This window comes from Mycobacterium hippophais, from assembly GCF_027529605.1.
Classification (GTDB): domain Bacteria; phylum Actinomycetota; class Actinomycetes; order Mycobacteriales; family Mycobacteriaceae; genus Mycobacterium; species Mycobacterium arseniciresistens.
Map to the genome: position 1 here is coordinate 172,239 of NZ_JAPZPY010000009.1, position 22,847 is coordinate 195,085.

The 22,847-nt window shown below is 70.1% G+C and carries 22 protein-coding genes; 11 read left to right on the plus strand and 11 right to left on the minus strand.

Features of this window, described 5'->3' with window-relative positions:
* Positions 1 to 3: 3 nt before the first annotated feature.
* The 3 genes from O6P37_RS19365 to O6P37_RS19375 are packed head-to-tail and all read right to left on the minus strand — an operon-like array spanning position 4 to position 4,842.
* Positions 4 to 1,290 (minus strand): alpha-hydroxy acid oxidase, encoded by a 1,287-nt coding sequence (locus O6P37_RS19365; RefSeq protein ID WP_269895592.1) that lies wholly within the window; start codon positions 1,288 to 1,290, stop codon positions 4 to 6.
* The gene (locus tag O6P37_RS19370; RefSeq protein ID WP_269895593.1) at positions 1,271 to 2,671 is read right to left on the minus strand and encodes a mechanosensitive ion channel domain-containing protein; all 1,401 of its coding nucleotides are present in this window, start codon (positions 2,669 to 2,671) and stop codon (positions 1,271 to 1,273) included. Before O6P37_RS19370 ends, O6P37_RS19365 begins: the two co-directional genes overlap by 20 nt.
* A complete protein-coding gene (locus O6P37_RS19375; protein ID WP_408633205.1) occupies positions 2,668 to 4,842 on the minus strand; it encodes an adenylate/guanylate cyclase domain-containing protein in 2,175 nt (724 codons plus the stop codon). The genes O6P37_RS19370 and O6P37_RS19375 overlap by 4 nt, the downstream gene beginning before the upstream one ends.
* 95 nt (positions 4,843 to 4,937) lie before the next feature.
* On the opposite strand from O6P37_RS19375, the gene O6P37_RS19380 reads away from it, so the two are divergent.
* Entirely contained in the window at positions 4,938 to 5,363 is a 426-nt protein-coding gene (locus O6P37_RS19380; protein WP_269895594.1) for a DUF1810 domain-containing protein, read from the plus strand.
* Positions 5,364 to 5,382: 19 nt separating this feature from the next.
* Here O6P37_RS19380 and O6P37_RS19385 read toward each other — a convergent pair whose 3' ends face one another.
* Both O6P37_RS19385 and O6P37_RS19390 read right to left on the minus strand, forming a co-directional pair.
* A complete protein-coding gene (locus tag O6P37_RS19385) occupies positions 5,383 to 6,696 on the minus strand; it encodes an alpha-amylase family protein (RefSeq protein ID WP_269895595.1) in 1,314 nt (437 codons plus the stop codon).
* Positions 6,693 to 7,187, minus strand: a complete 495-nt coding sequence (locus O6P37_RS19390) for a nucleoside deaminase (protein ID WP_269895596.1) — start codon at positions 7,185 to 7,187, stop codon at positions 6,693 to 6,695. The genes O6P37_RS19385 and O6P37_RS19390 overlap by 4 nt, the downstream gene beginning before the upstream one ends.
* Positions 7,188 to 7,272: 85 nt before the next feature.
* Here O6P37_RS19390 and O6P37_RS19395 point away from each other — a divergent pair, with 85 nt between their 5' ends.
* Both O6P37_RS19395 and O6P37_RS19400 read left to right on the plus strand, forming a co-directional pair.
* The gene (locus O6P37_RS19395) at positions 7,273 to 7,656 is read left to right on the plus strand and encodes a cupin domain-containing protein (RefSeq protein WP_264011862.1); all 384 of its coding nucleotides are present in this window, start codon (positions 7,273 to 7,275) and stop codon (positions 7,654 to 7,656) included.
* A 101-nt stretch (positions 7,657 to 7,757) separates the two neighbouring features.
* Complete coding sequence (locus tag O6P37_RS19400; RefSeq protein WP_269895597.1) at positions 7,758 to 8,399, plus strand: DUF5701 family protein; 642 nt, start codon at positions 7,758 to 7,760, stop codon at positions 8,397 to 8,399.
* 7 nt (positions 8,400 to 8,406) lie between these two features.
* Here O6P37_RS19400 and O6P37_RS19405 read toward each other — a convergent pair whose 3' ends face one another.
* On the minus strand, positions 8,407 to 9,921 hold the full coding sequence (locus tag O6P37_RS19405) for an FAD-dependent monooxygenase (protein ID WP_269895598.1): 1,515 nt from the start codon (positions 9,919 to 9,921) through the stop codon (positions 8,407 to 8,409).
* Positions 9,922 to 10,011: 90 nt separating this feature from the next.
* Here O6P37_RS19405 and O6P37_RS19410 point away from each other — a divergent pair, with 90 nt between their 5' ends.
* Both O6P37_RS19410 and O6P37_RS19415 read left to right on the plus strand, forming a co-directional pair.
* The gene (locus O6P37_RS19410) at positions 10,012 to 10,578 is read left to right on the plus strand and encodes a TetR/AcrR family transcriptional regulator (RefSeq protein WP_269895599.1); all 567 of its coding nucleotides are present in this window, start codon (positions 10,012 to 10,014) and stop codon (positions 10,576 to 10,578) included.
* Positions 10,579 to 10,615: 37 nt separating this feature from the next.
* Positions 10,616 to 11,245, plus strand: coding sequence for a PaaI family thioesterase (locus tag O6P37_RS19415; RefSeq protein WP_269895600.1), 630 nt, complete (start codon positions 10,616 to 10,618; stop codon positions 11,243 to 11,245).
* A gap of 3 nt (positions 11,246 to 11,248) precedes the next feature.
* On the opposite strand, the gene O6P37_RS19420 is transcribed toward O6P37_RS19415, so the two are convergent.
* Positions 11,249 to 13,249: an FUSC family protein gene (locus O6P37_RS19420; RefSeq protein WP_269895601.1), complete on the minus strand. Its 2,001-nt coding sequence runs from the start codon at positions 13,247 to 13,249 to the stop codon at positions 11,249 to 11,251.
* A gap of 79 nt (positions 13,250 to 13,328) precedes the next feature.
* Between O6P37_RS19420 and O6P37_RS19425 the strand changes: the two genes are divergently transcribed.
* The gene (locus tag O6P37_RS19425; RefSeq protein ID WP_269895602.1) at positions 13,329 to 14,036 is read left to right on the plus strand and encodes a hypothetical protein; all 708 of its coding nucleotides are present in this window, start codon (positions 13,329 to 13,331) and stop codon (positions 14,034 to 14,036) included.
* 39 nt (positions 14,037 to 14,075) lie between these two features.
* Positions 14,076 to 14,840: an enoyl-CoA hydratase/isomerase family protein gene (locus O6P37_RS19430; protein WP_269895603.1), complete on the plus strand. Its 765-nt coding sequence runs from the start codon at positions 14,076 to 14,078 to the stop codon at positions 14,838 to 14,840.
* Here O6P37_RS19430 and O6P37_RS19435 read toward each other — a convergent pair whose 3' ends face one another.
* Both O6P37_RS19435 and O6P37_RS19440 read right to left on the minus strand, forming a co-directional pair.
* A complete protein-coding gene (locus O6P37_RS19435) occupies positions 14,841 to 15,032 on the minus strand; it encodes a (2Fe-2S)-binding protein (RefSeq protein WP_264011873.1) in 192 nt (63 codons plus the stop codon). It abuts the gene before it with no gap.
* 4 nt (positions 15,033 to 15,036) lie between these two features.
* Complete coding sequence (locus O6P37_RS19440; RefSeq protein ID WP_269895604.1) at positions 15,037 to 15,675, minus strand: fatty-acid--CoA ligase; 639 nt, start codon at positions 15,673 to 15,675, stop codon at positions 15,037 to 15,039.
* Between the two features lie 240 nt (positions 15,676 to 15,915).
* On the opposite strand from O6P37_RS19440, the gene bfr reads away from it, so the two are divergent.
* The 4 genes from bfr (at position 15,916) to O6P37_RS19460 (ending at position 20,574) form a co-directional block, all read left to right on the plus strand.
* Entirely contained in the window at positions 15,916 to 16,407 is a 492-nt protein-coding gene (gene bfr / locus O6P37_RS19445; protein ID WP_269895605.1) for a bacterioferritin, read from the plus strand.
* Positions 16,408 to 16,550: 143 nt separating this feature from the next.
* Entirely contained in the window at positions 16,551 to 18,623 is a 2,073-nt protein-coding gene (locus O6P37_RS19450; RefSeq protein ID WP_408633206.1) for an MDR family MFS transporter, read from the plus strand.
* Positions 18,624 to 18,664: 41 nt separating this feature from the next.
* The gene (locus O6P37_RS19455) at positions 18,665 to 19,147 is read left to right on the plus strand and encodes a carboxymuconolactone decarboxylase family protein (protein WP_264011876.1); all 483 of its coding nucleotides are present in this window, start codon (positions 18,665 to 18,667) and stop codon (positions 19,145 to 19,147) included.
* Positions 19,148 to 19,212: 65 nt separating this feature from the next.
* Positions 19,213 to 20,574 carry a type I glutamate--ammonia ligase gene (locus O6P37_RS19460; protein ID WP_269895606.1) on the plus strand — a complete coding sequence of 454 codons (1,362 nt, stop codon included), beginning with the start codon at positions 19,213 to 19,215 and terminating at the stop codon, positions 20,572 to 20,574.
* Positions 20,575 to 20,577: 3 nt separating this feature from the next.
* On the opposite strand, the gene O6P37_RS19465 is transcribed toward O6P37_RS19460, so the two are convergent.
* Together O6P37_RS19465 and O6P37_RS19470 are read right to left on the minus strand one after the other, a co-directional pair.
* On the minus strand, positions 20,578 to 21,021 hold the full coding sequence (locus tag O6P37_RS19465; RefSeq protein ID WP_264011878.1) for a nuclear transport factor 2 family protein: 444 nt from the start codon (positions 21,019 to 21,021) through the stop codon (positions 20,578 to 20,580).
* Positions 21,011 to 22,798, minus strand: coding sequence for an N-acyl-D-amino-acid deacylase family protein (locus tag O6P37_RS19470; RefSeq protein ID WP_269895607.1), 1,788 nt, complete (start codon positions 22,796 to 22,798; stop codon positions 21,011 to 21,013). The genes O6P37_RS19465 and O6P37_RS19470 overlap by 11 nt, the downstream gene beginning before the upstream one ends.
* Between the last annotated feature and the right edge of the window lie 49 nt (positions 22,799 to 22,847).

Consider the following 22,847-nt stretch of genomic DNA (forward strand, 5'->3'; position numbering starts at 1 on the left):
CGATTACGCTTCGGGCTCGAGACCATCGCCGCCGATGGCGACGGGCCGCATGCGGCGCAGCTGGGTGACGTGCCGGGGCGTCAGCTCCTGCATCGACGTCACGCCGAGCAGCCGCATCGTGCGGCCCACCTGGTCGGCGAGGATGTCGACGGCGCGCTGCACTCCCGCCTCACCGCCGGCCATCAGGCCGTACAGATAGGCCCGGCCGACGAGGGTGAACCGGGCGCCGAGCGCGAACGCCGCGACGATGTCGGCGCCGGACATGATGCCCGTGTCGACCAGGATCTCCGCATCCGCCCCGAGTTCACGCGCCACCACCGGCAGCAGATGGAACGGCACCGGCGCCCGATCGAGCTGACGCCCGCCGTGATTCGACAGCAACACGCCGTCGACACCGAGGTCGACGACCGCCCTGGCGTCCTCGAGCGTCTGAATTCCCTTGACCACCAACTTGTTCGGCCACTGCTGCTTGATCCACGCGAGATCGTCGAACGTGACGGTCGGGTCGAACATCGAGTCGAGGTACTCCGCCACCGTCCCCGGCCAGCGGTCCAGCGACGCGAACGACAGCGGCTCGGTGGTCAGCAGGTTGAACCACCAGCGCGGCCGCGGTATCGCGTCGAGCACGGTGCGCAGCGTGAGGGTCGGCGGAATGGACATGCCGTTGCGGGTGTCACGCAGCCGCGCGCCGGCCACCGGTACATCCACCGTCACCAGCAGGGTGTCGAAGCCGGCCGCGGCGGCCCGCTCCACCAGGGCCATCGACCTCTCCCGGTCCTTCCACATGTACAGCTGGAACCAGTTGCGGCCGTTCGGATTCGCCGCTTTCACGTCCTCGATCGAGCTGGTGCCCAGCGTCGAGAGGGAGAACGGGATGCCTGCGCGGGCGGCGACGTGGGCCCCCGCCACCTCGCCCTCGGTGTGCATCAGCCGGGTGAAACCGGTCGGCGCGATGCCGAACGGCAGCGCCGACGACGCACCCATGATGTCGGCGGACGTGTCGATGGTCTCGACGTTGCGCAGGATCGACGGGTGGAACTCGACGTCGCGGAAGGCCTGCCGCGCGCGGGCCAGTGACAGCTCCTCCTCCGCGGCGCCGTCGGTGTAGTCGAAGGCGGCCCGGGGCGTGCGGCGCTTCGCGATCCGCCGCAGGTCGTCGATAGTCAGCGCGCGGTCGAGGCGTCGCTTCGTCGCGTCGAGCTGCGGCTTGCGGAAGCCTATGAGCGGGGCGAGCTCGGCCGGCCTGGGAATGTGCCGCTTCACCGCGGGCCTACTTCTCCGCGGCGGCAAGCGCGCGCCGCAGGCTAGCCCGCCGCTCCTCGATCGCGCGGCCGATCTCCTGCAGCAGCATCGGCTTTCGCGCCACCAGTTCTTCGATGTGCTCACGGTCGACCTGCAGCACGGTCACCTCCTCGAGTGCGTACGCGGCGGCGGTCACGGGCTCGCGGGTGAGCGTGGTCTGCCCGAGGAACTCGCCTGCCTCCAGGGTACGGATGGGGATCGCGCCGCCGTCGTCGTCGGTGGCCACCAGCTTGACCCTGCCGTTGACGATGAACGTCATCCGCTTGGGGACCTGGCCGGCCACCTGGAGGTACTCGTCGGTGCCGAAACGGGTCAGCCGGGCATGGGTGAGCAGATCCTCCTGGTCATTCTGGTTCAGCCGCAGGGTCGGCGCGATGATCCGCACCGAGCGCTGCATCCGGTCCGGTGTCCCGAACTCGTCCTCGGCCTCGTCGAGGTGAAGACCCTCGCGTCGCGCCGCGTACCAGACCCAGCTCAGGAAGCGCGATCTGGCGGCGAAGTCGTCGGCGGGCGAACGCAGCGGGATGTCGGTGGTGTACTGCAGGCTGCCCGACCGCACGCTCTTCGGGGTGGCGCCCGGCCGCAGTTGCGGCAGCGCCACCGCCACCCGGTTGAGCATGCCGCACACGTCGTCGGGCGGGTCGTCGACGGAGAAGACGGTGGTGACGGACAGCGAGTGCGCCCCCGGCGGTCTGCTGAAGTTCGTGAACGACGCCGCGGCGAGTACCGAGTTCGGGATGACCTGGGTGCCGCCGCCGGTGTCGATGTGGGTGGCGCGCCAGTTCACCTCGATCACCCGGCCCTTCGCCGAGGGCGTCTGGATCCAGTCGCCGAGCTGGAACGGCTGCTCGAACAGCACCAGCAGCCCCGAGATGATCTGCCCGACCGAGTTCTGCAGCGCCAGCCCGAGCACGATGGACGAGACGCCCAGCGCGGTGAACAGCCCACCCACGTTGGCGCCCCAGATGTAGGCCAGGATGAGGCCGGCGCCGATCGCGATCAGCGCGAAGCGCGCAACGTCGAGGAAGATCGACGGAATCCGTTTTCGCCAGGTGCCTTCCGGCGCGCCCTGGAACAGGGTGGCGCTCAACCCGGACAGCAGGAGCACCAGCACCACGACGCCGAACACCGTCGCGACGATGCGCACCGGGGTGGTCTCGCCGGAGATCTGCATGGCGCCGACCAACAGGATCAGCAGGGCGCCGAGCGGCAGAATATAATTGCGCAGCACGTACACGGGTCCGGCGAGGAAGCTGTTGCGGCGGCGCAGCGCGTTGTGGATCTCGGTGAGCAGCACCAGGGCGACCGGGAAACCGATCGCGATGCCCAGCGCCCAGTAGAACCACGGCTCGGCCAGGATGCTGGTCACGGCTGCCGCTCCGTCAGCCGCCAGACCGGCTGTTCCTCGCCGTCGGCGGCGATCACGCCCGCCGAGCTGAAGTTCCGGCTGTCGCGCATCACGTCGTACACGGCGGAGGTGACATAGATGCCCGCCTTGGGTGACCCGCTCTGCACCCGGTAGGCCAGATCGACCGCCGACCCCCACATGTCGTAGGCGAGGGTGGCCCGCCCGACCAGTCCGCTGCTGACGGTGCCGGTGTCGATGCCGGCGCGCAGCTCGAGGTCGTGGCCGGTCTCGGCATTGAACCGGTCGACGGTGCGTTGCATCTCGACGGCGAAATCGACGGTGCGCCGGACGTTGTCGAGCCGGGGCACCGACAGACCGCAGCTGGCCAGGTAGCCGTTGTGCAGCGTGCGCACCTGCTCGACACCGAGATTCTCCGCCGCGGCGTCGAATTGGCGGGTCAGCTTGTTCACGATCACCAGCAGCTCGTCGGAGTTCAGATCCGACGACAGTTCCTCCAGGCCAACGATGTCGGCGAAGATCACGGTCACGTCCTGGTGGTCCTGGGCGATGGTCTCCTCGCCCTCGCGGTAGCGCTGGACGACGGGTTCGGGCATCAGCGACAGCAGCAGCCGGTCGTTCTCCCTGCGCTGCTCGGCGAGCAGTTCCTCCTTGATCGCCAGATTGCGGCTCATGTCGTTGAAGGCGATCGTCAGGTCGCCGAACTCGTCGCGGGTACGCACCGGCAGCGTCACGTGGTAGTCACCCGAACTGATCTGCTGCGCACCGGCTTCCAGGCGGCGGATGGGCCGCACGAACAACCGGGCCAGCAGCATCGCGGCCAGGCACACCACGAAGATGATGACGGCGGTGCTCAGCACGAGGGTGCGGGTGAACGCCGACACCGGCGCGAACGCCTCGGAGGTGTCGATCTTGGCGATGATGGACCAGTTCAGGCCCTGCAGGTCCACCGGCGCGTATGCCTGCAGCGACTTCTGGCCGAGGTAGTCGTCTTCGATGACGGTGCCGGTCTGACCGCGCTGGGCCTCCCGGGTCGCGTCGCTGGCGACGGGTTGCACCAGAGTGGTGCCGCGCTGGCGCAGCGAGTCGTCGGCGACCCCGGGCGGAGTGCCTGCGTCGATGACGTCGGCGCGGAACTGCTCCGGATTCTCGATGAACAGCCGGGAGTCCGACCGCATCAGGTCGTCGGGCCCGACCAGGAAGGTCTCGCCCGTGCGGCCCATGCCTGCGGCCTCCCACTGCCGGTCGGCGGTCATCAGCGTGTTGATCTTCGAGATCGGGAACTGCAGTGCCAGCACACCTTCGACCCGGCCCCCGGGGCCGACGGGGGAGACCATCCACGCCGTCGGCTCGTCGGCGGGGAGGTAGTCGCCGAAATCGGTGATGCCGACGTAGTCGACGGCGTTGGAGCCCATCGCCTTCTGATAGGCGTCGCGCAGCTGCCCCTCCCGGTAGGGCCCGGTCAGGATGTTGGTACCGAGGTCGACGCCCTTGTAGGCGGTGTAGACCACGTTGCCGCGGGTGTCGAGCAGGAGCGCGTCCTCGAATCCGAAGCGGGTGACGATCTCGCGGAAGAAGTCGTTGTACCGCGTGTTGGCGGCCGACCACGCGCTGCCGTCACGGGCGTCGTCGAACTTGATCGCCTTCTCGAAATCGTCGAAGGGCGCGGTGTAGTACGCCTGCAGGTAGCGCTCGGCGTTGGACGTGGGCAGCAGTCCCGCGACGTCGAGTTCCTCGCCGGTCTGCTCCCGCTTGGCGACGGCGAACTGGTTCCTGTAGTAGTCGGTCAGCGACTGGGACTGCTGCGGGCTCAGCGGCGCATCGGCCAACTGGTCGAAGCCCGCGGTGAACGCTTCGATCGACTGGATCGCGGTGGCGCCGCGGGTGTAGATCACCAGCGAGTTCTGCAGGTCGGTGAACTGCGCCTCGAGTTGGCGGGACTGGGAGCCGCGGATCTCGGTGAGCCGGTCGAACACCGACTCCCGCAGCGACGAGCGTCCCGACTGATAGCCGATGAACCCGATCACCGCCACCGAAAGGACACTGGTCAACAGCAGCATCACCAGCAGTTTCGACTGGATACTGATGCGCGACAGCACGCGGCGCCGCAGGCTTCGCCGGGCGGGAGCCGGCACGGTGGGGTGAGAGGAGTCCGGCTCCGCGGTAGAGGTCATCGGGACTAGAAGGCTAGCTGGCCCGGGCACCCGATGCGGGGGCTGTGGGCAAATTGTCGCCGGCCCGGCGGCGGACATGTGTCACCGTGGCTGACATGACCACCGACGACCCCTTCGATCTGCAGCGCTTCGTGACCGCGCAGGAGCCCGTCTACGACACGGTGCTGGCCGAACTGCGGGCGGGCCGCAAGCGCACGCACTGGATCTGGTTCGTGTTCCCGCAGCTGCGCGGACTCGGGCGCAGTGCCACCGCCGACCGGTTCGGTATCGCATCGCTCGCCGAGGCGAGGGCCTACCTCGAGCACCCGGTGCTCGGCGCGCGGCTACGGGAGTGCACGCGCCTGGTGCAGCGGCTCGAGGGGCGGTCGGCCGAGGACGTCTTCGGCTTTCCCGACGTGCTCAAGGTGCGGTCGTCGATGACGCTGTTCGCCCGCGCCGCCGCCGACGACGCCGACTTCGCCGGCGTGCTGGAGAAGTTCTACGACGGCGAGGACCCGGCGACCGTCGAGCTGTTGACCTGAGCGCATCCCGGCCCACCAATCAGCCCGGTGCGATGACCACCCATCCGTTCGGGCCGACCTCGGTGTGCTCGATGTCGTCCTGCGGCGGGGCGCCGGAACCGGCGACCACCCGGCCGCGTCCGAATCCGAGCTCGGGCAACGACACCCGAAGCGGCTTGGCCGGGTCGACGTTGAGCGCCACGAGCAGCCGCTCCCCGTCGCGCGCGCTCTGGTAGACGTAGTGGGTGTTGGTCAGCGCCAGCGCGGAGGTCGTCGCCTCGTGCAGCCACGGGTGGCGCCGGCGCAGGCCGATGAGGTGCTGGTGCAGCCGGAACGAGTCGCCCGCGGCGTCGTCGGACAGCGCCGGCGGAGAACCGAATTCGGGACGGATCGCGTCGTCGCCCCCGAACCGTTCCTCCTTGACTCCCCGATAGGCCAGCTCGTCGCCGGCGTAGACACTGGGGGTGCCGCCGGTGGTGAACAGCAACACCAGCGCGTGCTCGACGTGGCGCGGGTCGTCCAGCTTGCTGGCGATGCGCGTGACGTCGTGGTTGCCGACGAACGTGAGCGGGACGAACGACGACAGGAAGTCGTTGTGGCGCTGCATCGCCCAATCCAGCTCGTGGAAGTTCCCGTCGTTGAGACTGCTCCAGACGGCCTTCCAGAGCTCGTACTGCGTCACCGAGTCGAACCCGGCGCCGGACACGTGGGCGGCGTAGTCGCCGTGAATCACCTCACCGACGAACCACGCCTCGGGGAACGACTCCCGGACCGCGGGCAGCACCTGCGCCCAGAAGTCGTCGGGCATCGCGTAGGCGGCGTCGAGTCGCCAGCCGTCGGCGCCGCGCGCCAGCCAGTGCCGCATCACGTCGACGGTGTAGCCGACCACCTCAGGGTTGCGGTGGTCCAGCGCGATCAGTTCGCCGTGGCCCTCGAAGGTGCCGAAATCGCCGCCGCGCGTTCGGAAGAAGGCCCGGGCGTCGGCATCGCCGTCGGCGGCCCGCCGGTAGCGATCGAAGTCGGTGCCGACGTGGTTGAACACGCCGTCGAGCAGCACCCGCAGCCCGCGCCGGTGTGCCTCGGCGACGAGGTGGTCGAAGTCGGCGTCGTCGCCGAGGCGCGGGTCGATGCGGTAGTGGTCGGTGGTGTCGTAGCCGTGGGTGCGCGAGGCGAACACCGGGCCCAGCGCCAGGCCGGAGGCGCCGAGGGCGATCGCGTGGTCGAGCCAGTCGACGATGCGCCGCAGCCGGTGCTCGTCGGGTCCCGGCGCAGGGTCGGCCGGATGGGCGCCGACGAATCCCAGTGGGTAGACCTGCCACCAGATGGCGTGGCGCACCCAGTCCGGCCCGCTCATGCGGGACTTCCCGCCGGGCGGAACTTCGCCTCGTAGAGCGCCCGCATGGTGTCCGCGAGTTCGGGCGCCGGCCCGTCGACGACGACGGCGGGCGCCACGGCGGCGATCGGCAGTGTGGCCACCGGGGGTGACGGGGCGCCCCACTCGGCGAGCCAGCCCGTCAGCTGGGCCGACGACGTCGCATAGACGATGCGGCCCAGTCCGACCCAGGCGTGGCCGGCCGCGCACATCGGGCAGTGTTCGCCCGAGGTGTACACCGTCGCGCGCGCCCGCTCGGCCGGGCTCAGGTGGTCGACGGCCCAGCGGGCGATGGCGAATTCGGGATGGGCGGTGGCGTCGCCGTCCTTCACGCGGTTGTGGTCCTCGAAGCGGATCTCGCCTGCCTCGTCGACGAGCAGTGAGCCGAAGGGTTCGTCACCGGCGTCGAGCGCGGTCCGGGCGAGTTCGACGCAGCGGTGCAACCTGCGCAGGTCGTCGTCACTGATCACCACGCGCAGTTTACGCAGCGCGCGAGTTCCCGATGACGGTCGGCCGGTTGGACGCGCGGAGCTGCACGAACACCATTACGGTGACCAGATGATCCGGTGTGTGCGGTTGTGGACGGGCGACGACAACGCGTCGCAGTTCCAGATCGGGCGGCTGGAGATGCGCCCGGGCCGCAACGACGACCTGGTGTCGGCAGTGATGCCGTCCACCCACGTGACGGTCGAGGAGACCGCGGCCGGCGCCGCGCTGGCCTGGCACACCGCGCCCGTGCGTCAACTGGTGGTGACGCTGGCGGGCAGCCTGGTGTTCTCCACCCGCGACGGCGAGGAGTTCACGCTGGGCGCGGGCGATGTGCTGCTGGCCGAGGACACCGCCGGATCCGGCCACAAGTGGCGGCTCGAGGGCTCCGAGCCGTGGCGCCGGCTGTACGTCGTGCTCGCCGACAGCACCGAGGTCGCGTTCGTCGCCGACTGACCGTCCGGCATCAGTGACCGGTTGCGATTGCCGCATCGGTTGTGGCACTGCGCATCACGCTCCGCCGGAACTCGCCGCCGGGTTTGCTTCGTTGTGCCCCCATGCCGACACTCACCGCCACCCTTCCGCAACCCCGTGTGCAGGCCGAACGGCTGATCGCCGTCGGGGCACACGAACTGGCCGGCCTGTCCGCGGACGTCCTGCACGAGGCGGCCGACCGCGCAGGCGGCGACGCCGTCCTGCTGGCGGTCGACCCCGTGCGGCTGCCGCCCTCGGCGCTGGCTCCGCTGCTCCGCAGGCACGACAAGGTGGGGTTCGTGGTCTCCGACATGGCCGACGTCGACGAGTTCGCGCCGCTGCCCACCGTGGCACCGCCGGGCGGACCGGTATACGCGATCAGCGGTGTCGACCGTGGCGACGAGATGGCGAACTGGAGTCCGGACGAGGCGCTTCCGGCGATCGAGGCGGCCGGTCGCACACCGTTGACCCTGGCCGAGGGACTGCACTGGCTGATCCAGCAGCCCGAGGCGCTGCAGCGTGGCCGCTGCTTCATGACCGTCGGCTCGCGCCGTCGCAAGCCGGACGGACGGCTCGACGCGCGCACCCCGGCGCTGTGGATCAGCAACGGCACCGGCCGTGACGGCCCCGCTCACCGCGATGCCCCCAAGGTCGGCTGGTGCTGGGCGGGCAACCGGCACACCTGGCTGGGATTTGCTTCTGCCGCAGCGCGCGTGGCGCTCTGATCAGCGGTCAGGGTGTGTCGGGGGTCAACCAGCGCTTCACCCACCGGCGCAGCCGGTCGGCGTCGGCCGCGGTGCCTGCCGCGGCGAGGTAGCCGTCCGGGCGGGCCAGCAACCAGGCGGCGGGATCGGCGGTGAGCGCGGGGGCCGAGGCCAACCGCCGCACCGTCACGGCGGTCGATAGGCCGGTGCGCAGGGGTTCGTCGTCGCCGAAGACCAACAGGGTCGGGCCGGACAGGTCGAGCAGGTCGTGCAGGCGCCGGTGCTCACCGTCGACGGTGACCACCGCGGCGTCCGGGATCCGGTCGCCCGCGCGCAGCTTCCCGATCCGGCCGCCGTCGGCACTGAGCGGCGCCCCGCGGTAGCCGGCGCTCAGCTGCCCGAGCCGGTCGGCGGCCTTGCGCTGCAACCGGATCCGCGCGAGCACCAGAGGCGCCAGGCGGGTGAGCGCCGCGTGCGCCAGCGGACTGGTCGAGTTGAACGCGGCGGTGGCGCGCTCGGTCATCGTGACGAGGTCGCGGATGACGGGTAGCCGGTCGGACTCGTAGGTGTCGAGCAGTTCGGGCCGGGCCCGGCCGGCCAGCACGAGTGCCAGCTTCCAGGAGAGGTTGACCATGTCCTGGATGCCGGCGTTCATCCCCTGCCCGCCCGCCGGGCTGTGCACGTGGGCGGCGTCGCCGCCGAGGAACACCCGCCCCGCGCGCAGATGGGCGGCGTGCCTGCTGTTGATCCGGAAGCGGGAACTCCACCGCAGCCCGGCGAGCCGCGCCGGAAGGGCGGCCGTCCGGTCGTAGAGCTGCTGGATGCCGGCCAGTGTCGGGTCACCGGCGTCGCCGGTGAGGCCGTCGGGGTCGGTGGCCATGAATCGGAACCGCCCGGCGCCCATCGGGAACACCGCGAGGAACCCGCGTCGGCCGAGGAAGATCGACAGCTGATCCTCGGGCACGTCGCCGGTGAGTGACAGGTCACCGAGCACGTAGGAGTGGGACAGCTGCCTGCCCTCGAAGCTCACCCCGGTCGCCTTGCGGATGACGCTGTGCGCGCCGTCGGCGGCGATGACATAGCGGGGCCGGACGATCTCGGACTGCCCGTCGCCCGCGCGAAGGTGCACCGCGACGGAGTCGTCGTGCTGCTGCAGCGCCGTCACCTCGACGCCCCGCTCGACCTTGACGCCCTGGCGGCCGAGCTGTTCGGTCAGCACGCGTTCCGTCTCGGACTGATCGAGCAGCAGCACATAGTTGAAATCGCTTGCCATCCGGTGTAATTCGATTTCGGTGAGCTTGCCGCCCGTCGCGTACAGCGCGGTGGCGTTCGCCCGGTTGCCGAGCCGGAGCAGTTCGTCACCCACGCCGCGGGGCCGCAGCAGTTCGACGGTCCTGGCCTGGATGCCGAGCGCCCGCGAGGTGGCCGACGGCGCGCCCGCCCTGTCGACGATGCGGACGTCGACGCCGAGTCGCGACAGTTCCATGGCGGCGGTCAGTCCGGTCGGGCCCGCGCCGGCGATCAGCACTGCTGGGTCGTTCATGTCCACCACTCCTCATGTCAACAATCGATGACTTAGACCGTAGGCCGCGCCCCGCGATCAAGTCAACAGTCGATGACTTAAGCTGGTGCGATGGCAGCCACACGGCAACGCAATGCAGCGGCGACCCGGGCGGACATCCTCGCCGCGGCGCGGCGGCGGTTCGGGGTCGACGGGTATGAGCGGACCACCCTGCGCGCCGTCGCCGCCGACGTCGGTGTGGACGCGGCACTGGTGATCCGCTATTTCGGCACCAAGCAGGCGTTGTTCGCCGCCGCCGCCGACTTCACGCTGAACCTGCCCGACCTCACCGGGACCCGCCCCGAGGACGTCGCCGAGGTGCTGCTGCCGGCGTTCTTCGCGGTCTGGGAGCAGGACTCCACCTTCGTCGCCCTGCTCAGGGCCGCGATGACCAGTGAGTCGGCCGCCGAGACGATGCGCCGGGTGTTCGCCACCCAGGTCGCGCCGGTGCTTGCGACCGCCGTGCCGGACCACCCGGCGCAACGCGCCGGACTGATGGGGGCGTTCGTCATCGGGCTGGCGACCACCCGCTATGTGCTGGCCAACCCCGCGGTCGCCGACCTGCGCCGCGACGAGCTGATCGGCTGGGCCGCCCCGGTGGTGCGCGCGATCCTCACCGGCCCGGCGCCCGGCGCGTGACTCGACACCGGCGATGAGAACGTGTTCTAGTTCTGGGATGCCGCGCTTCACCCGCGTCGAGCACCTGACGCCCGACGACGTGGCGCAGCTGCGAGACACTTACGGCGGGCTCGCCGACTCGGTCCGCGACCTCGTCGACGCCACCATCCGCACCGAGGTCGACGCGGAAGCGGTGGCCTCCGCACGCGCCCAGATCGACGCCGCCACCGCGCTGCTGCGGTCGCGCCAGGTCGACGGCGCGTTCGGCGTCCAGATCACCTCGCACGGCGACCGGATGCCGTGGGGCAACCCGGTGATCGGCGTCCGCAACCCCATCGCACCGCCGCTGGTGATCGAGCGGGACGACTCCGGCGCGGTCCGCACCGACTTCCACCTGGGGGCCGCCTACGAAGGGCCGCCGGGACACGTGCACGGCGGCGTCGTGGCGATGGTGCTCGACCACGTCCTCGGCGAGGTCGCCGCCAACGATCCCGAGAGCCCGCGGTTCACCGGCACCATCAGCGTCCGGTACCGGCGCGCCACACCGCTCGGACCGCTGCGCGCCGAGGGCAGCGTGTCGCGGATCGACGGCATCAAGGCCTACGCCACCGGGCACATCGCCGACGCCGACGGTGTCACCGCGGAGGCCGAAGGCGTGTTCATCCTCCCGAGGTGGGCGCGCGGCTGACCGTCAGGGCAGCGCATTGGCACCGCCGGACAACCTGGCGAGCTGCGCGGTGATCACAGCGATCTCGGCGACCAGCACGCGGGCCGCCGCGAGATCGGACGGCAACGTCGATGCGACCTCGCGGACCCTGGCGTTCGCGGCGGCGAGCGCCTCGCCGTCGACCGTCCACGCCGCGGTGGGGTCCGGGAACCCGCCGCGCAGCACGTCGACGTAATCGTCGACGACCGTGACGAATTCGATGGTCATCGTCGCAGGCAACTGGCCGGGCAGGTTGTTCTCCAGCGCGGTGCACGAGGCGGTGACGGCATTGAGCGCCGACCGGTACGTCCGCAGCCACAGCCGCAGTTCGCGCGCCGCGACACGGGTGGTGCCGCACGCCGCCTCGAACGCCGCGCGCGACCGGAAGGCCCGCTGCCAGGCGGCCGACACCGCGTCCGCGGGCCGGTCGACGTCGTGCACGAAGGCCCGGATCACCGCGGCGGCGTAGTCGACCTCGGCCCGCAGCAGCTCGCCGGCTCGCTGCCGCAGCCGGACCAGCCCGTCGTCGGGCAGCAGCACGTGGCCGAGCACGGCGAGCGCACCACCGATCACGGCGGCGGTCAACCGGTCGGTCAGCGCCGCCGTGCCGGCGACGGCCGAGACGTCGACCAGGAACACCAGCGCCGCAGCCAGCCCGGCGCTCACGGCGATGTACCCGTACGCCGACATCGCGTAGGTGAGTCCGAGGCAGAGCACGGCCAGCGCTGCGGCCACCAGACCCGTCGGGTGCCACATCACCGTGACTACCGACGCGACGCCGATACCGGCGAGGACCCCGGCGATGCGGCCCGCGCAGCGCGTGTAGGTGTGCGCCGTCTCCGGCCGGAGCACCAACAGCACGGCGAGCGCCACCCAGTGCCCGTGCGGGAGCTCCGCCCAGCGCGCGAACGCCGTCCCGGCCGCTGCGGCGGCGGCCAGCCGGATCGCGTGCCGCAGGATCGACGAGGTCCGGTCGAGTTGACCCTGCACCGCCCTGATCCGGGTGCGCGCCGCCCCCGCGACGTCGGCACGAGTCAGCCGGCGCAGATCTGATGTCGTGGAGGCGATCTCACTGAACTGCGCGGCGACGGCCTCGCGCAGTGACGACACGAGGCGCTGCGCCGCGGCTCTGTCGGGCCCGACGGCCGTGTCCGCGGCGGCGAGAACCGCCGCCAGGGCGTGCACGGCGTCGTCACGGTCGCGCACGGCGATCGCCTCGAGAGTGTCCGCGGCCGCGGCGAGCAGGCGACTGCGGACGCCGGGGTCGGTGACCTTCGCCGCCGCGGTGACCGCCGCGGCGATGCGCTCGGGCAGCCCGTACCACTGCCGGTACGCCAAGGGGCGGCGGCGCGCCTGGTAGTCCGACAGCGTGAAGGCGTCGCGCAGGTGGCGCAGCGGCGCGGGGTCGACGCAGGCGCCTGCATCGTCGGCGAGCGCGCGGGAGTTCTCACCGAGCGAGCGGTACGCCCGCTGCGACGCCGCCCGCTGTGTCCGCCACCGCCGTCGCGGCCGGACGGCGATCAGTACGGCCTGCACGAGCCCGCCCCCGACGGCCAGCCCGGCCGCCACCGCCGCGTCCACCGGCGGGGTCGGCGGCGCGACGACCAGCAGCACCGCTGTCGCCGTGGCGAGCAGCCCGGTGTTCGCGCTGAACGTCCACATCAGCCCGGCGAGCCAGCACCACACGGCGACGAGAGCGACGAACACCACCGGCATCCCGGACGCCCACCCGCCAAGGCCGACCGCGACGCCCATCGCGAGGGAGACGAGCACGACCCGCGGACCGGGGCCGCGCGGTTCGTCCTGGAGGGCGGTGCCGCCGGCTATTGCGGCCGCACCGGCCGCCGCGGTCGCCGCGCCGACGGCGCCGAATCGCAGCGCGACCGCGGCCACGAACAGCACACCGGCCAGACTGCGCAGCACCGCCCCGAGGTCGAGCGGCCACCTGGGCGCCGCCCGCTCGAGCGTCAGGGGCCGAAGTTGCACCCGCCCATTCTCACCCGGAGGCCGTACATCGCGCGGCAGGCCGCGACACCGGTTCGGAAACGATATGTAGGTTCACCCCGTGGAGAAGGTCATGATCACGCTGCGGTCCGACGAGGTCGACGACGCCTGGTGTGAGCGGTTGCGCGGCGAGGTCGCGGCGGAGCTCCTGGCGACGGGTGTGCCCGGTCTCGCGGTGAATGTCCGCGACTCGGTGGTGCGGGACTCGCTCATGACGTTGACCACGCTGGACCCTCCGGTGATGGCGGTCGTCAGCGTGTGGACCCAGCAGTACTACGGCGGCCAGGTCGGCGCGGTCGTCGAGCGGCTGGCGCGGGAGTGCGCCGAGGCGGCGGCCTATCTGGTCACCGAATCGGTGCCGTTGGCGCCGCCGACGCCGGCTCCGGGCGAGCGGGCCGCGGGGCTGGTCAACGTGGCGCTGCTGCGCCGCCCGGCCGAACTCGACGAGGCGAGCTGGCTGGAGCGCTGGCACGTCGACCACACCCCGGTGGCGCTGGCCACCCAGGCCACGTCGGGCTACGTGCAGAACACCGTCGTACGGGCCCTCACGCCGGCGGCGCCGGAGCTCTCCGCGCTGGTCGAGGAGACGTTCCCGCTCGAGGCGGTGTCCGACCTGCACGCGTTCTTCGGCGCCGCGGACGACGCCGATCTCGGCGACCGGATGCGGCGCATGCTCGCCAGCACCGGGCGGTTCGGCGCCGATCGCGACGTCGACACCGTGCCCAGCAGCCGCTATGTGTTCCGCCCGCCGTTCGCACCGACCACCTGAGCGCACCCACGCGCCGCGCCGTTGCGTACGCTGCTGGCCGTGACACTGCAGATCAGTGACGAGGGCGCGGTCCGCACGATCACCCTCGACCGTCCGGCATCGCTCAACGCGTTCAACGAGGCTTTGTACGACGCGACCACGATCGCGTTGCGCGAGGCGGACGCGGATCCGCAGGTGTCGGTGGTGGTGCTGACCGGGGCGGGCCGGGCGTTCAGCGCAGGCAACGACCTCAACGACATGGCAGCCCGGGTCACCGATCCCGACTACCAGCCGGGCGAGTACGGCTTCCCCGGTCTGATGGAGGCGCTGCTCGACCTGCGCAAGCCGCTGGTGTGCGCGGTCAACGGGCTGGCCGTCGGCATCGGCACCACCATCCTCGGCTACGCCGATCTGGTGTTCATGTCGAGCGCCGCGCGGTTGAAGTGTCCGTTCACCAGCCTGGGTGTGGCGCCGGAGGCGGCCTCGTCCTACCTGCTGCCGCAGTTGATCGGCCGGCAGAACGCGGCGTGGATCCTGTTGTCGTCGGAATGGATCGACGCCACCGAGGCGCAGCGGATGGGCGTGGCGTGGCGGGTCTGTGAGCCCGAGGACCTGCTCGCCGAGGCCCACAGACACGCCGGGTTGCTCGCGTCGCGCCCGCTGCCGAGCCTGATGGCGGTCAAGCACACCATGGTGGAGCCCACGCGGGACGCGATCCGCGACGCGATCGCGAGGGAGTACGCCCAGTTCGCCGAACTGCTGGGCTCCGCCGCCAACTCCGAGGCGCTGGCGGCCTTCGCCGATCGACGCGACCAGGGGGAGTAGTCAGCGCCCTGCCGGGGTCGCGGAGTCGTTGACCTGGTGAGCGGCGATGATGGCGCGCAGGGTGCGCCGACACCGGCCGCACTCGCTGCCCGCGCCGCAGGCTTCGGCGATCTGCTTCGTCGTACTCGCGCCCGCGGCCACCACCTCGTCCACCACATGACTGGTGACGCCGTGGCACAGGCAGACGAACATCAGCTCACCCGTTCGTTCCGCCGTCGATGCTCATCAGGTGCGCGAAGCGCCCGACGAACTGGGTGGGGTAGGCGCCGAGGCCGGCGTGCGACATCCACTCGGCCGCGGCGTCGGGATGCTCTATCCAGTTCCGCGCGCTGGCCTCGTCCTGGATCTCCTGCAGGATCATCACTTCCTGCCCGTCGTCGAGCGCCCGGTACACCCAGATCTTGCGGACACCGCCACGCTTGAACCGGTCGATGCCGTCGTGGATCTTGGCCATCAGGGCTGCCACGTCGTCGACGGACGACATGACGCCGACGACGGTGCGGCCGACGTGTTCCTCCGAGGTCGGCCCGCAGAGGTCGATCTTCTCGACCACCTCGCCGCCGAAGATCGGCGGGATGTCCTCGACACCGGAGATGTCGAACCATTCGAAAATGGTCGGTGAACGCAATATCTCACGTATCGACATGGGGTTGCGCAGGCCGATCGTGACCAGCACACGCCCCGGCTCCCAGATCGACCGGTAGAGAACGACGTGATGCGCGCCGATCGCGTCGAGACCGGATTCGTGTTTCTGGAGCCAACGCCACATTCGATCGACGTCGTCCACGCGGAAATCGCACGCGAGAATGAGCGAGTGGAGGTCGTACTCACCCATTGTTTTCCACCTGTCCGAGCTCCCGGTCGATGCGTTAGCGCAGTCTAACCTTACTTAGGACAGGCAGTCCAGAGTGCCCCCACTTGGAAGGTGAGGCTGTCTTACGAAAATCGCCGTTCGGTCCGAAAACACGCCTCTGACAGGCGTAATGAGGTGCCCATCCGGCCACTTCTGCATTAGATTGGAGAGGCGGCGCAGATGGCGACACGTTGGTCAGCCCCGAGGTGTTTAGGAGCGAACATGCAAGGCGATGCCGAAGTCCTCAAATTGCTCAACGAGCAGTTGACGAGTGAATTGACAGCGATCAATCAGTATTTTCTGCATTCCAAGATGCAGGATAATTGGGGCTTCACGGAATTGGCCTCACACACTCGGGCGGAATCGTTCGAAGAAATGCGGCACGCCGAGTCCATCACGGATCGAATTCTCATTCTCGACGGGTTGCCGAATTACCAGCGGCTTTTCTCCCTGCGCGTCGGACAGACGCTGCGCGAACAATTCGAGGCCGATCTCGCGATCGAGTACGAGGTGATGGCACGGCTCAAGCCGGGGATCACGCTGTGCCGGGAGAAGGAAGACCACACCACCGCCAACCTCTTCGAGTACATCCTGGCCGACGAGGAGAAGCACATCGACTACCTCGAGACCCAGCTGCAGCTGATGGACAAGCTCGGGGAGCAGCTCTACGCGGCGCAGTGCGTATCCCGCCCGCCGGGCAGCACGGAGGAGTAGCGCGCCGCCCGCGCATATTCGCACCGGGTTGTCCGGGTAGCCGGCCGCAGGATCGAGAAGCCCCGTCCTGCGGCCGTTCTGCGTCGGCCGTAACTTTTCTAGCCTAGCTAACGATGTACGGTCAGGCGGCGAGAAAGGCAGGCATGGCGACCACGACTCCGGAGGCAACGGCCACCGATCCCGAGGACCGCAGCGCGATGCTCGGCGCCCGGCGCCGGAACCTGGTGTTCGTCGCCGTGCTGCTCGGGATGCTGCTGGCAGCCCTTGACCAGACCATCGTCGCCACCGCTCTGCCCACCGTCGTGGCGGACCTCGGCGGCGCCGGCCACCAGTCCTGGGTGGTGACGAGCTATCTGCTGGCGTCGACGATCGCCACCGCGATCGTCGGCAAGCTCGGCGATCTGTTCGGGCGCAAACTGGTGTTCCAGGTCGCGATCCTGTTCTTCCTGGCCGGCTCGGTGCTGTGCGGGCTCTCGGAGTCGATGACGATGCTCGTCGCCTCCCGTGCGCTGCAGGGCATCGGCGGCGGCGCGATAATGGTCACCGCGACCGCGCTGATCGGCGAGGTCATCCCGCTGCGTGACCGCGGCCGCTACCAGGGCGCCCTCGGCGCCGTGTTCGGCGTGACGACGGTGGTGGGACCGCTGCTCGGCGGCTTCTTCACCGACCACCTGACCTGGCGGTGGGCCTTCTGGATCAACGTGCCGGTCGCCATCGTCGTGCTGATCGTCGCCGCCACCGCCATCCCGGCCCTGGCCCGCGGCGCACGGCCGGCGATCGACTACGCCGGCATCGTCCTCGTGGGCCTCGGCTCCTCCGGCCTGACACTGGCCACCAGCTGGGGCGGCGGGGAGTACGCCTGGGGCTCGCCGGTGATCATCGGATTGTTCGTCGGCTCGGCCGTGGCGCTGGCCGCCTTCGTGTGGGCCGAGTGGCGGGCCGCCGAGCCGATCCTGCCGATGCGGCTGTTCGCCAGCCCGGTCTTCACGGTCTGCTGTGTGCTGTCGTTCATCGTGGGATTCGCGATGCTCGGCGCGCTGACGTTCCTGCCGACCTTCATGCAGTTCGTCGACGGGGTGTCGGCCACTGAGTCGGGCCTGCGGACGTTGCCGATGGTGGCCGGTCTGCTCATCACGTCGACCGGTAGCGGCATCCTCGTGAGCCGCACCGGCCGGTACAAGATCTTCCCCGTCGTCGGCACCGCCGTGATGGCGGTGGCCTTCGTGCTGCTGTCCCGGATGGACGCCACCACCCCGCTGCTGCTGCAGTCCCTGTACCTGCTCGTGCTCGGCACCGGCATCGGGCTGTGCATGCAGGTGCTCGTGCTGACCGTGCAGAACACGTCGGCCTTCACCGATCTCGGCGTCTCCACCTCGGGGGTCACCTTCTTCCGGACCATCGGCAGCTCGTTCGGCGCGGCGATCTTCGGCTCGCTGTTCGCCAACTTCCTCGACGACCGCATCGGCGCGGCCGTCATCGCCAGCGGAGCACCGCCGGCTGCCGCGGAGTCGCCGCAGGCGCTGCACGAGCTGACGGCGCAGCAGGCGGCCCCGATCGTCACCGCCTACGCCGACTCACTCGGGCTGGTCTTCCTGTGCGCAGCACCGGTGGCACTTGTCGGGTTCTTCGTCGCCCTGCTGCTCAAGGAGGTGCCACTGCGCGAGATGGAGACCGGCGTCGCGGTCGATCTCGGCGAGGGCTTCGGCATGCCGAGCACCGAGACGCCCGAGAAGCTGCTGGAGACCACCATCGGCAGGCTCATGCGCAACTCACCGGACATCCGGCTGCGCAACGTCGCCGGTTGCCCGGGCTGTGAACTGGACGTCGCCCGGCTGTGGGCACTGCTGCAGATCTACCGGCACAACCAGGCCTTCGGCATCGCCGATCTGACCACGATCGCCGACCGGCTGCGCATCCCGTGCGAGGTGATCGAACCGATCTTCGGCCGGCTCGTCGAGACGGGATATGCCCTGCGGACGGGCAATCGGTTGTGGCTGACGCAGCGCGGTGCACGACAGGTCGACGCGGCCTCCGCCGCCCTGGTCAGCCTCATCGTCGACAAGCTGGCGCAGTCCCCGACGTTCGAGGGCCGGCCCGACCGGCTGCAGGTCGAGGCCGCGCTGGAGCGCATCGCCCACCGCATGCTGGTGCAGCGCGACTGGGGTGACGAGCGCGGCGAACTCACCGCCGCCGCGCCCGCGGCGCCGACAAACTAGAACGTGTTCCAATTCCGGCCGATCCGCCGTACGATCCGTCCATGAGCCGAATCGGAGACTTCGCCGACGATGACGTCACCGCCTTCGCCGTCCGGTCACCCGACCTCGGCTCGGCGATGGCGAATTTCACCCAGGCGGTCTACGCGAAAGGCCGGTTGCCGCTGCGCGTGCGGGAACTCGCGCGGATCGTGATCGCCGACTCGAACGAGTGCGTCGTCTGCCTGAACACCCGCGACTCCGACGGCGCCGCCGCAGGCGTCGACGAGGATCTCTACACCCACGCGTCGGAGTGGCGGACGTGGCCCGGCTACAGCCCCGCCGAACGGATCGCCGCCGAGTTCGCCCACCGGTTCGTCACCGACCACACCGGCCTGCGGGACGACGAGGACTTCTGGCAGCGCGCCGGCGAGCACTTCGACGGCGACCTGATCACCGATCTCGCGATCTCGTGCGCCATGTGGCTGGGTATGGGCCGGGTGCTGCGCACCCTCGACATCGGCCAGTCCTGCAAGATCACCCTGTAGAGGACGCTCCCCAGTTCTGACCGCGGCGCGGTTCCCGCCGCGGCTGTGAGCCCGCGCCATGCACAATGACGGGCATGGCAGCCAAACCGCTGGCCGCAGCGGCCATCGCCCAGCTCGAGTCCGACGGGGTGGCCACCCTGATCGGAACCGTCGTCAATCCCGCCGGCCTGACGCACGCCAAGACGGTGCCGCTGCGCCGGATGGGCGCATTCGCCGATCCGGGGCTCGGCGCCAGCCCGGTCTGGCACGCCTTCACCATTGATCAGGTCGGCATCGCGGTCAGCGACGCCATCGGCCCGGTGGGCGACCAGCGGATCCGTATCGACCTCGGCGCACTGCGCATCCTCGGCGATGGATTGGCCTGGGCGCCAGGGGCGTTCTTCGATCAGCACGGCTCACCGGACCCCTACTGCTGCAGGGGTGCGCTGAGCCGCGTCGAGCAGCGACTGGCCGACGCCGGGCTCACCGCGGCGGTCGGACACGAGCTCGAGTTCCTGCTGGTCGGGCCCGACGGCTCCCGGCTGCCGACGCACTCCTGGGCGCAGTACGGGTTGGCGGGCGTGCTCGAGTACGAGGGGTTCGTCCGCGACGTCACCGAGGCCGCCACCGGTTCCGGGGTGGCCATCGAACAGTTCCACGCCGAGTACGGACCGAATCAGTTCGAGATCTCGCTCGCCCCACAGTCGCCCGTCGCCGCGGCCGACCACCTCGTACTGATGCGGATCATCGTCGGCCGGGTCGCCCGCCGGTACGGGCTGCGGGTCAGCCTGTCGCCGGTGCCGTTCGCAGACAGCGTCGGATCCGGTGCGCATCAGCATTTCTCGTTGCTGAAGGACCAGATCCCGGTGTTTTCCGGCGGGGCAGGCGCACACGGAATGACACCGGCAGGGGAGTCCGCGGTCGCAGGGCTCGTCGCGGGTCTGCCCGAGGCGCAGGCGACGCTGTGCGGCTCGGTGGTGTCCGGCCTGCGTGTGCAACCCGGCCACTGGTCCGGCGCCTATGTCTGCTGGGGCGCCGAGAACCGGGAAGCCGCAGTGCGTTTCCTCACCGGCGGACCGGGCAACCCGCACGGCGGCAACGTCGAGGTCAAGGTGATCGACCCGTCGGCCAACCCCTACCTGGCGTCGGCGGCCATCCTCGGCCTGGCACTCGACGGCATCGAGCGTGAACTGGCGCTGCCGCCGGAGACCACCGCCGACCCCGCGACGCTCAGCGCGGAACAGCGCGACAGCGACGGCACCGTGCTGCTGACCGCCGAGCAGGGCACCGCGCTGGACAGGCTGGACCGGTCCGCCCTGCTGCGCGGCATCCTCGGCGACGAGGTGGTCGACTCCGTGCTGGCGGTCCGGCGCTACGAGCAGGAGAACTTCGGGGACCTGTCACCGGAGGAACGGTGCGACAAGTTCCGGATGGCGTGGAGCGTCTAGGTTCTAGATGAGCCCGGTGGCGTCGAACACCCATGACGTGTCGGCGCTCATCAGCTCCTCCATCCAGGTCGGCGGCGCGGTGGCGGTCAGCCCGGACATGTCCCAGTAGTCCTTCCAGACCGTGATCTTGCCGTTCTCGACGCGGTGCACCGTCACGAAGCGCAGCACCGCGGTCTCCCCGCTGTGCCATCCCCAGGTCTCGGAATGCTCGTACATCACGTCGGCGCCGTTGCTGACCAGCGTGCCGTCGTGGTTCTCATAGCTCGCCAGCGGCTCGAGGCCGACCTTCAGTCGCTTGACGATGTCGTCGGGGCCCCGTGCCGCCAGTGCCGGGCCGACCGGCATGTCCGCATAGATGCAGTCGTCGGCCAGGTGGGTCTTGAGCAGCTCCCAGTCGCGCGCCGACAGCGCCTTCCACATTCCGAGCACCGTTTCGTCAACGGGCACTGGACAACTCCTTCTCGGTCGGGGTGGGTGCCGGAGCCCGGTGGGCGGCGCGCAGGAAGCGACCCGTCCGTCGGGTGCCGACGAGGTCGGTCGGCGCTCCGTCGCGGAACACCGTGTTGCCGCCCACCAGGACGGCGGTGACGGTGTCGTCGTTGCGGTTCACCATGCGCGACAGGCCGCCGTAGTGGTCGACCGGATGCTCGGCGTAGGCGTCGAGGGTGTCGTCGAGCCGCGCCGGGTCGAGAACGACGACGTCGGCCCGGTCACCGATGCGCAGGTGCCCGGCGTCGAGCCGGTACCAGTCGGCGAGCTCGCCGGTCAGCCGGTGCACCGCGGCCTCGACCGTCATGAAGGGCCGCCCGGCCTGTTCTGCCGCGCGGACGTGGCGCAGGAACCGCAGGCCCATGTTGTAGAAGGCCATGTTCCGCAGGTGTGCGCCGGCATCCGAGAAGCCCATCTGGATGCCGGGATCGCGCGCGAGCTTCTTGAGCACGTCGGGCCGGTGGTTGGAGATGGTGGTGCGCCAGCGCAGGGCAGTGCCGTGGGCGAGGACCAGGTCGAGGAACGCGTCGACCGGGTGCAGACCCCGTTCGAGCCCTACGTCACCGAAGGACTTGCCGACGAGCGAGGCGTCCGGGCAGCCGACGATCTCGGCGTCGAAGAAGTCGCGCTGCCACACCCGCATGCCCATCTTGTTCTCGTAGTCCTTGCGGAACTGCCTGCGGTAGGACTCGTCGCGCATCAGCTCGTTGCGCTCCACCTCGTCGCGCAGATGCAGTGCGGCCGCACCCGATCCGAACTCTTCGAACACCACCAGGTCGATGCCGTCGGCGTACACCTCGAACGGCACGGGCAGGTGCTGCCAGCGGAAGTCGCCGCCGAGGGCGTTGACGGCGCGCGCCATCGGCCCGAGCGCCACGATGGCATACGGGTTGGACTTCACGTCGGCGGCCGACAGCAGGCTGGTCTTGAGTGGATTGCGGAAGACGCCCAGCGACTGGGCCAGCTGCGACACCAGGTTGAGCGGATTCTGGATGTCGGGGCCGGACTGCAGGATCCGCCCGGTTCGGCGCAGCAACGACTTGAGCCTGCGCAGTTCGCGTGGCTTGGCATAGGTGGACGGCAGGGTGCGCGAGCGGCAGGTGTCACCGTCGATCTTGTCGAAGAGCAGTTGCATCGAGGACATTCCGACGAACCCCGCGTCGAGCGCCGCCTTGAGCATCCGCTCCATCTCGGCCTGCTCGGCCCGGCTGGGACGTTCGTCGCTGCGGGTGGCGCGGTCGAGCCCCATCACCGCGGTGCGCATGTCGGAGTGGCCGAGGAACGCAGCGACATTGGGGCCGAGCGGCCGCGACTCCAGGGCCGACACGTATTCCTCGCACGACGACCAGGTCTTGTGCCGGTTGACCGCCGCGATCACGTGATCGCGGGGGATCGCCTCCACCCTGCCGAACAGGTCGCCCGCCGCCTCGCCGTCGACGTGGACGGTCGACAGCGAGCAAGACCCGAGCATCACGGTGGTCACGCCGTGCCGCAGTGACTCGGACAGGGCCGGACCGTCGAGCACCTCCACGTCGTAGTGGGTGTGGATGTCCAGCATGCCCGGCAGCACCCAGCGGTCGGTGGCGTCGATGACCTGCGGGCAGCCCGCATCGTCGAGCGGGTCCGGCCAGATCGCGACGACGTGGCCGTCCCGTATGCCGATGTTCCTCACCGCGGAGGCGGCGCCGGTGCCGTCGAACCAGCGGCCGTTGCGGATGATCGTGTCGTAGGTCACCTCGACATAGAACCGCCCGCGGCATCGCAGTGTCAACGAAATGAGTGAA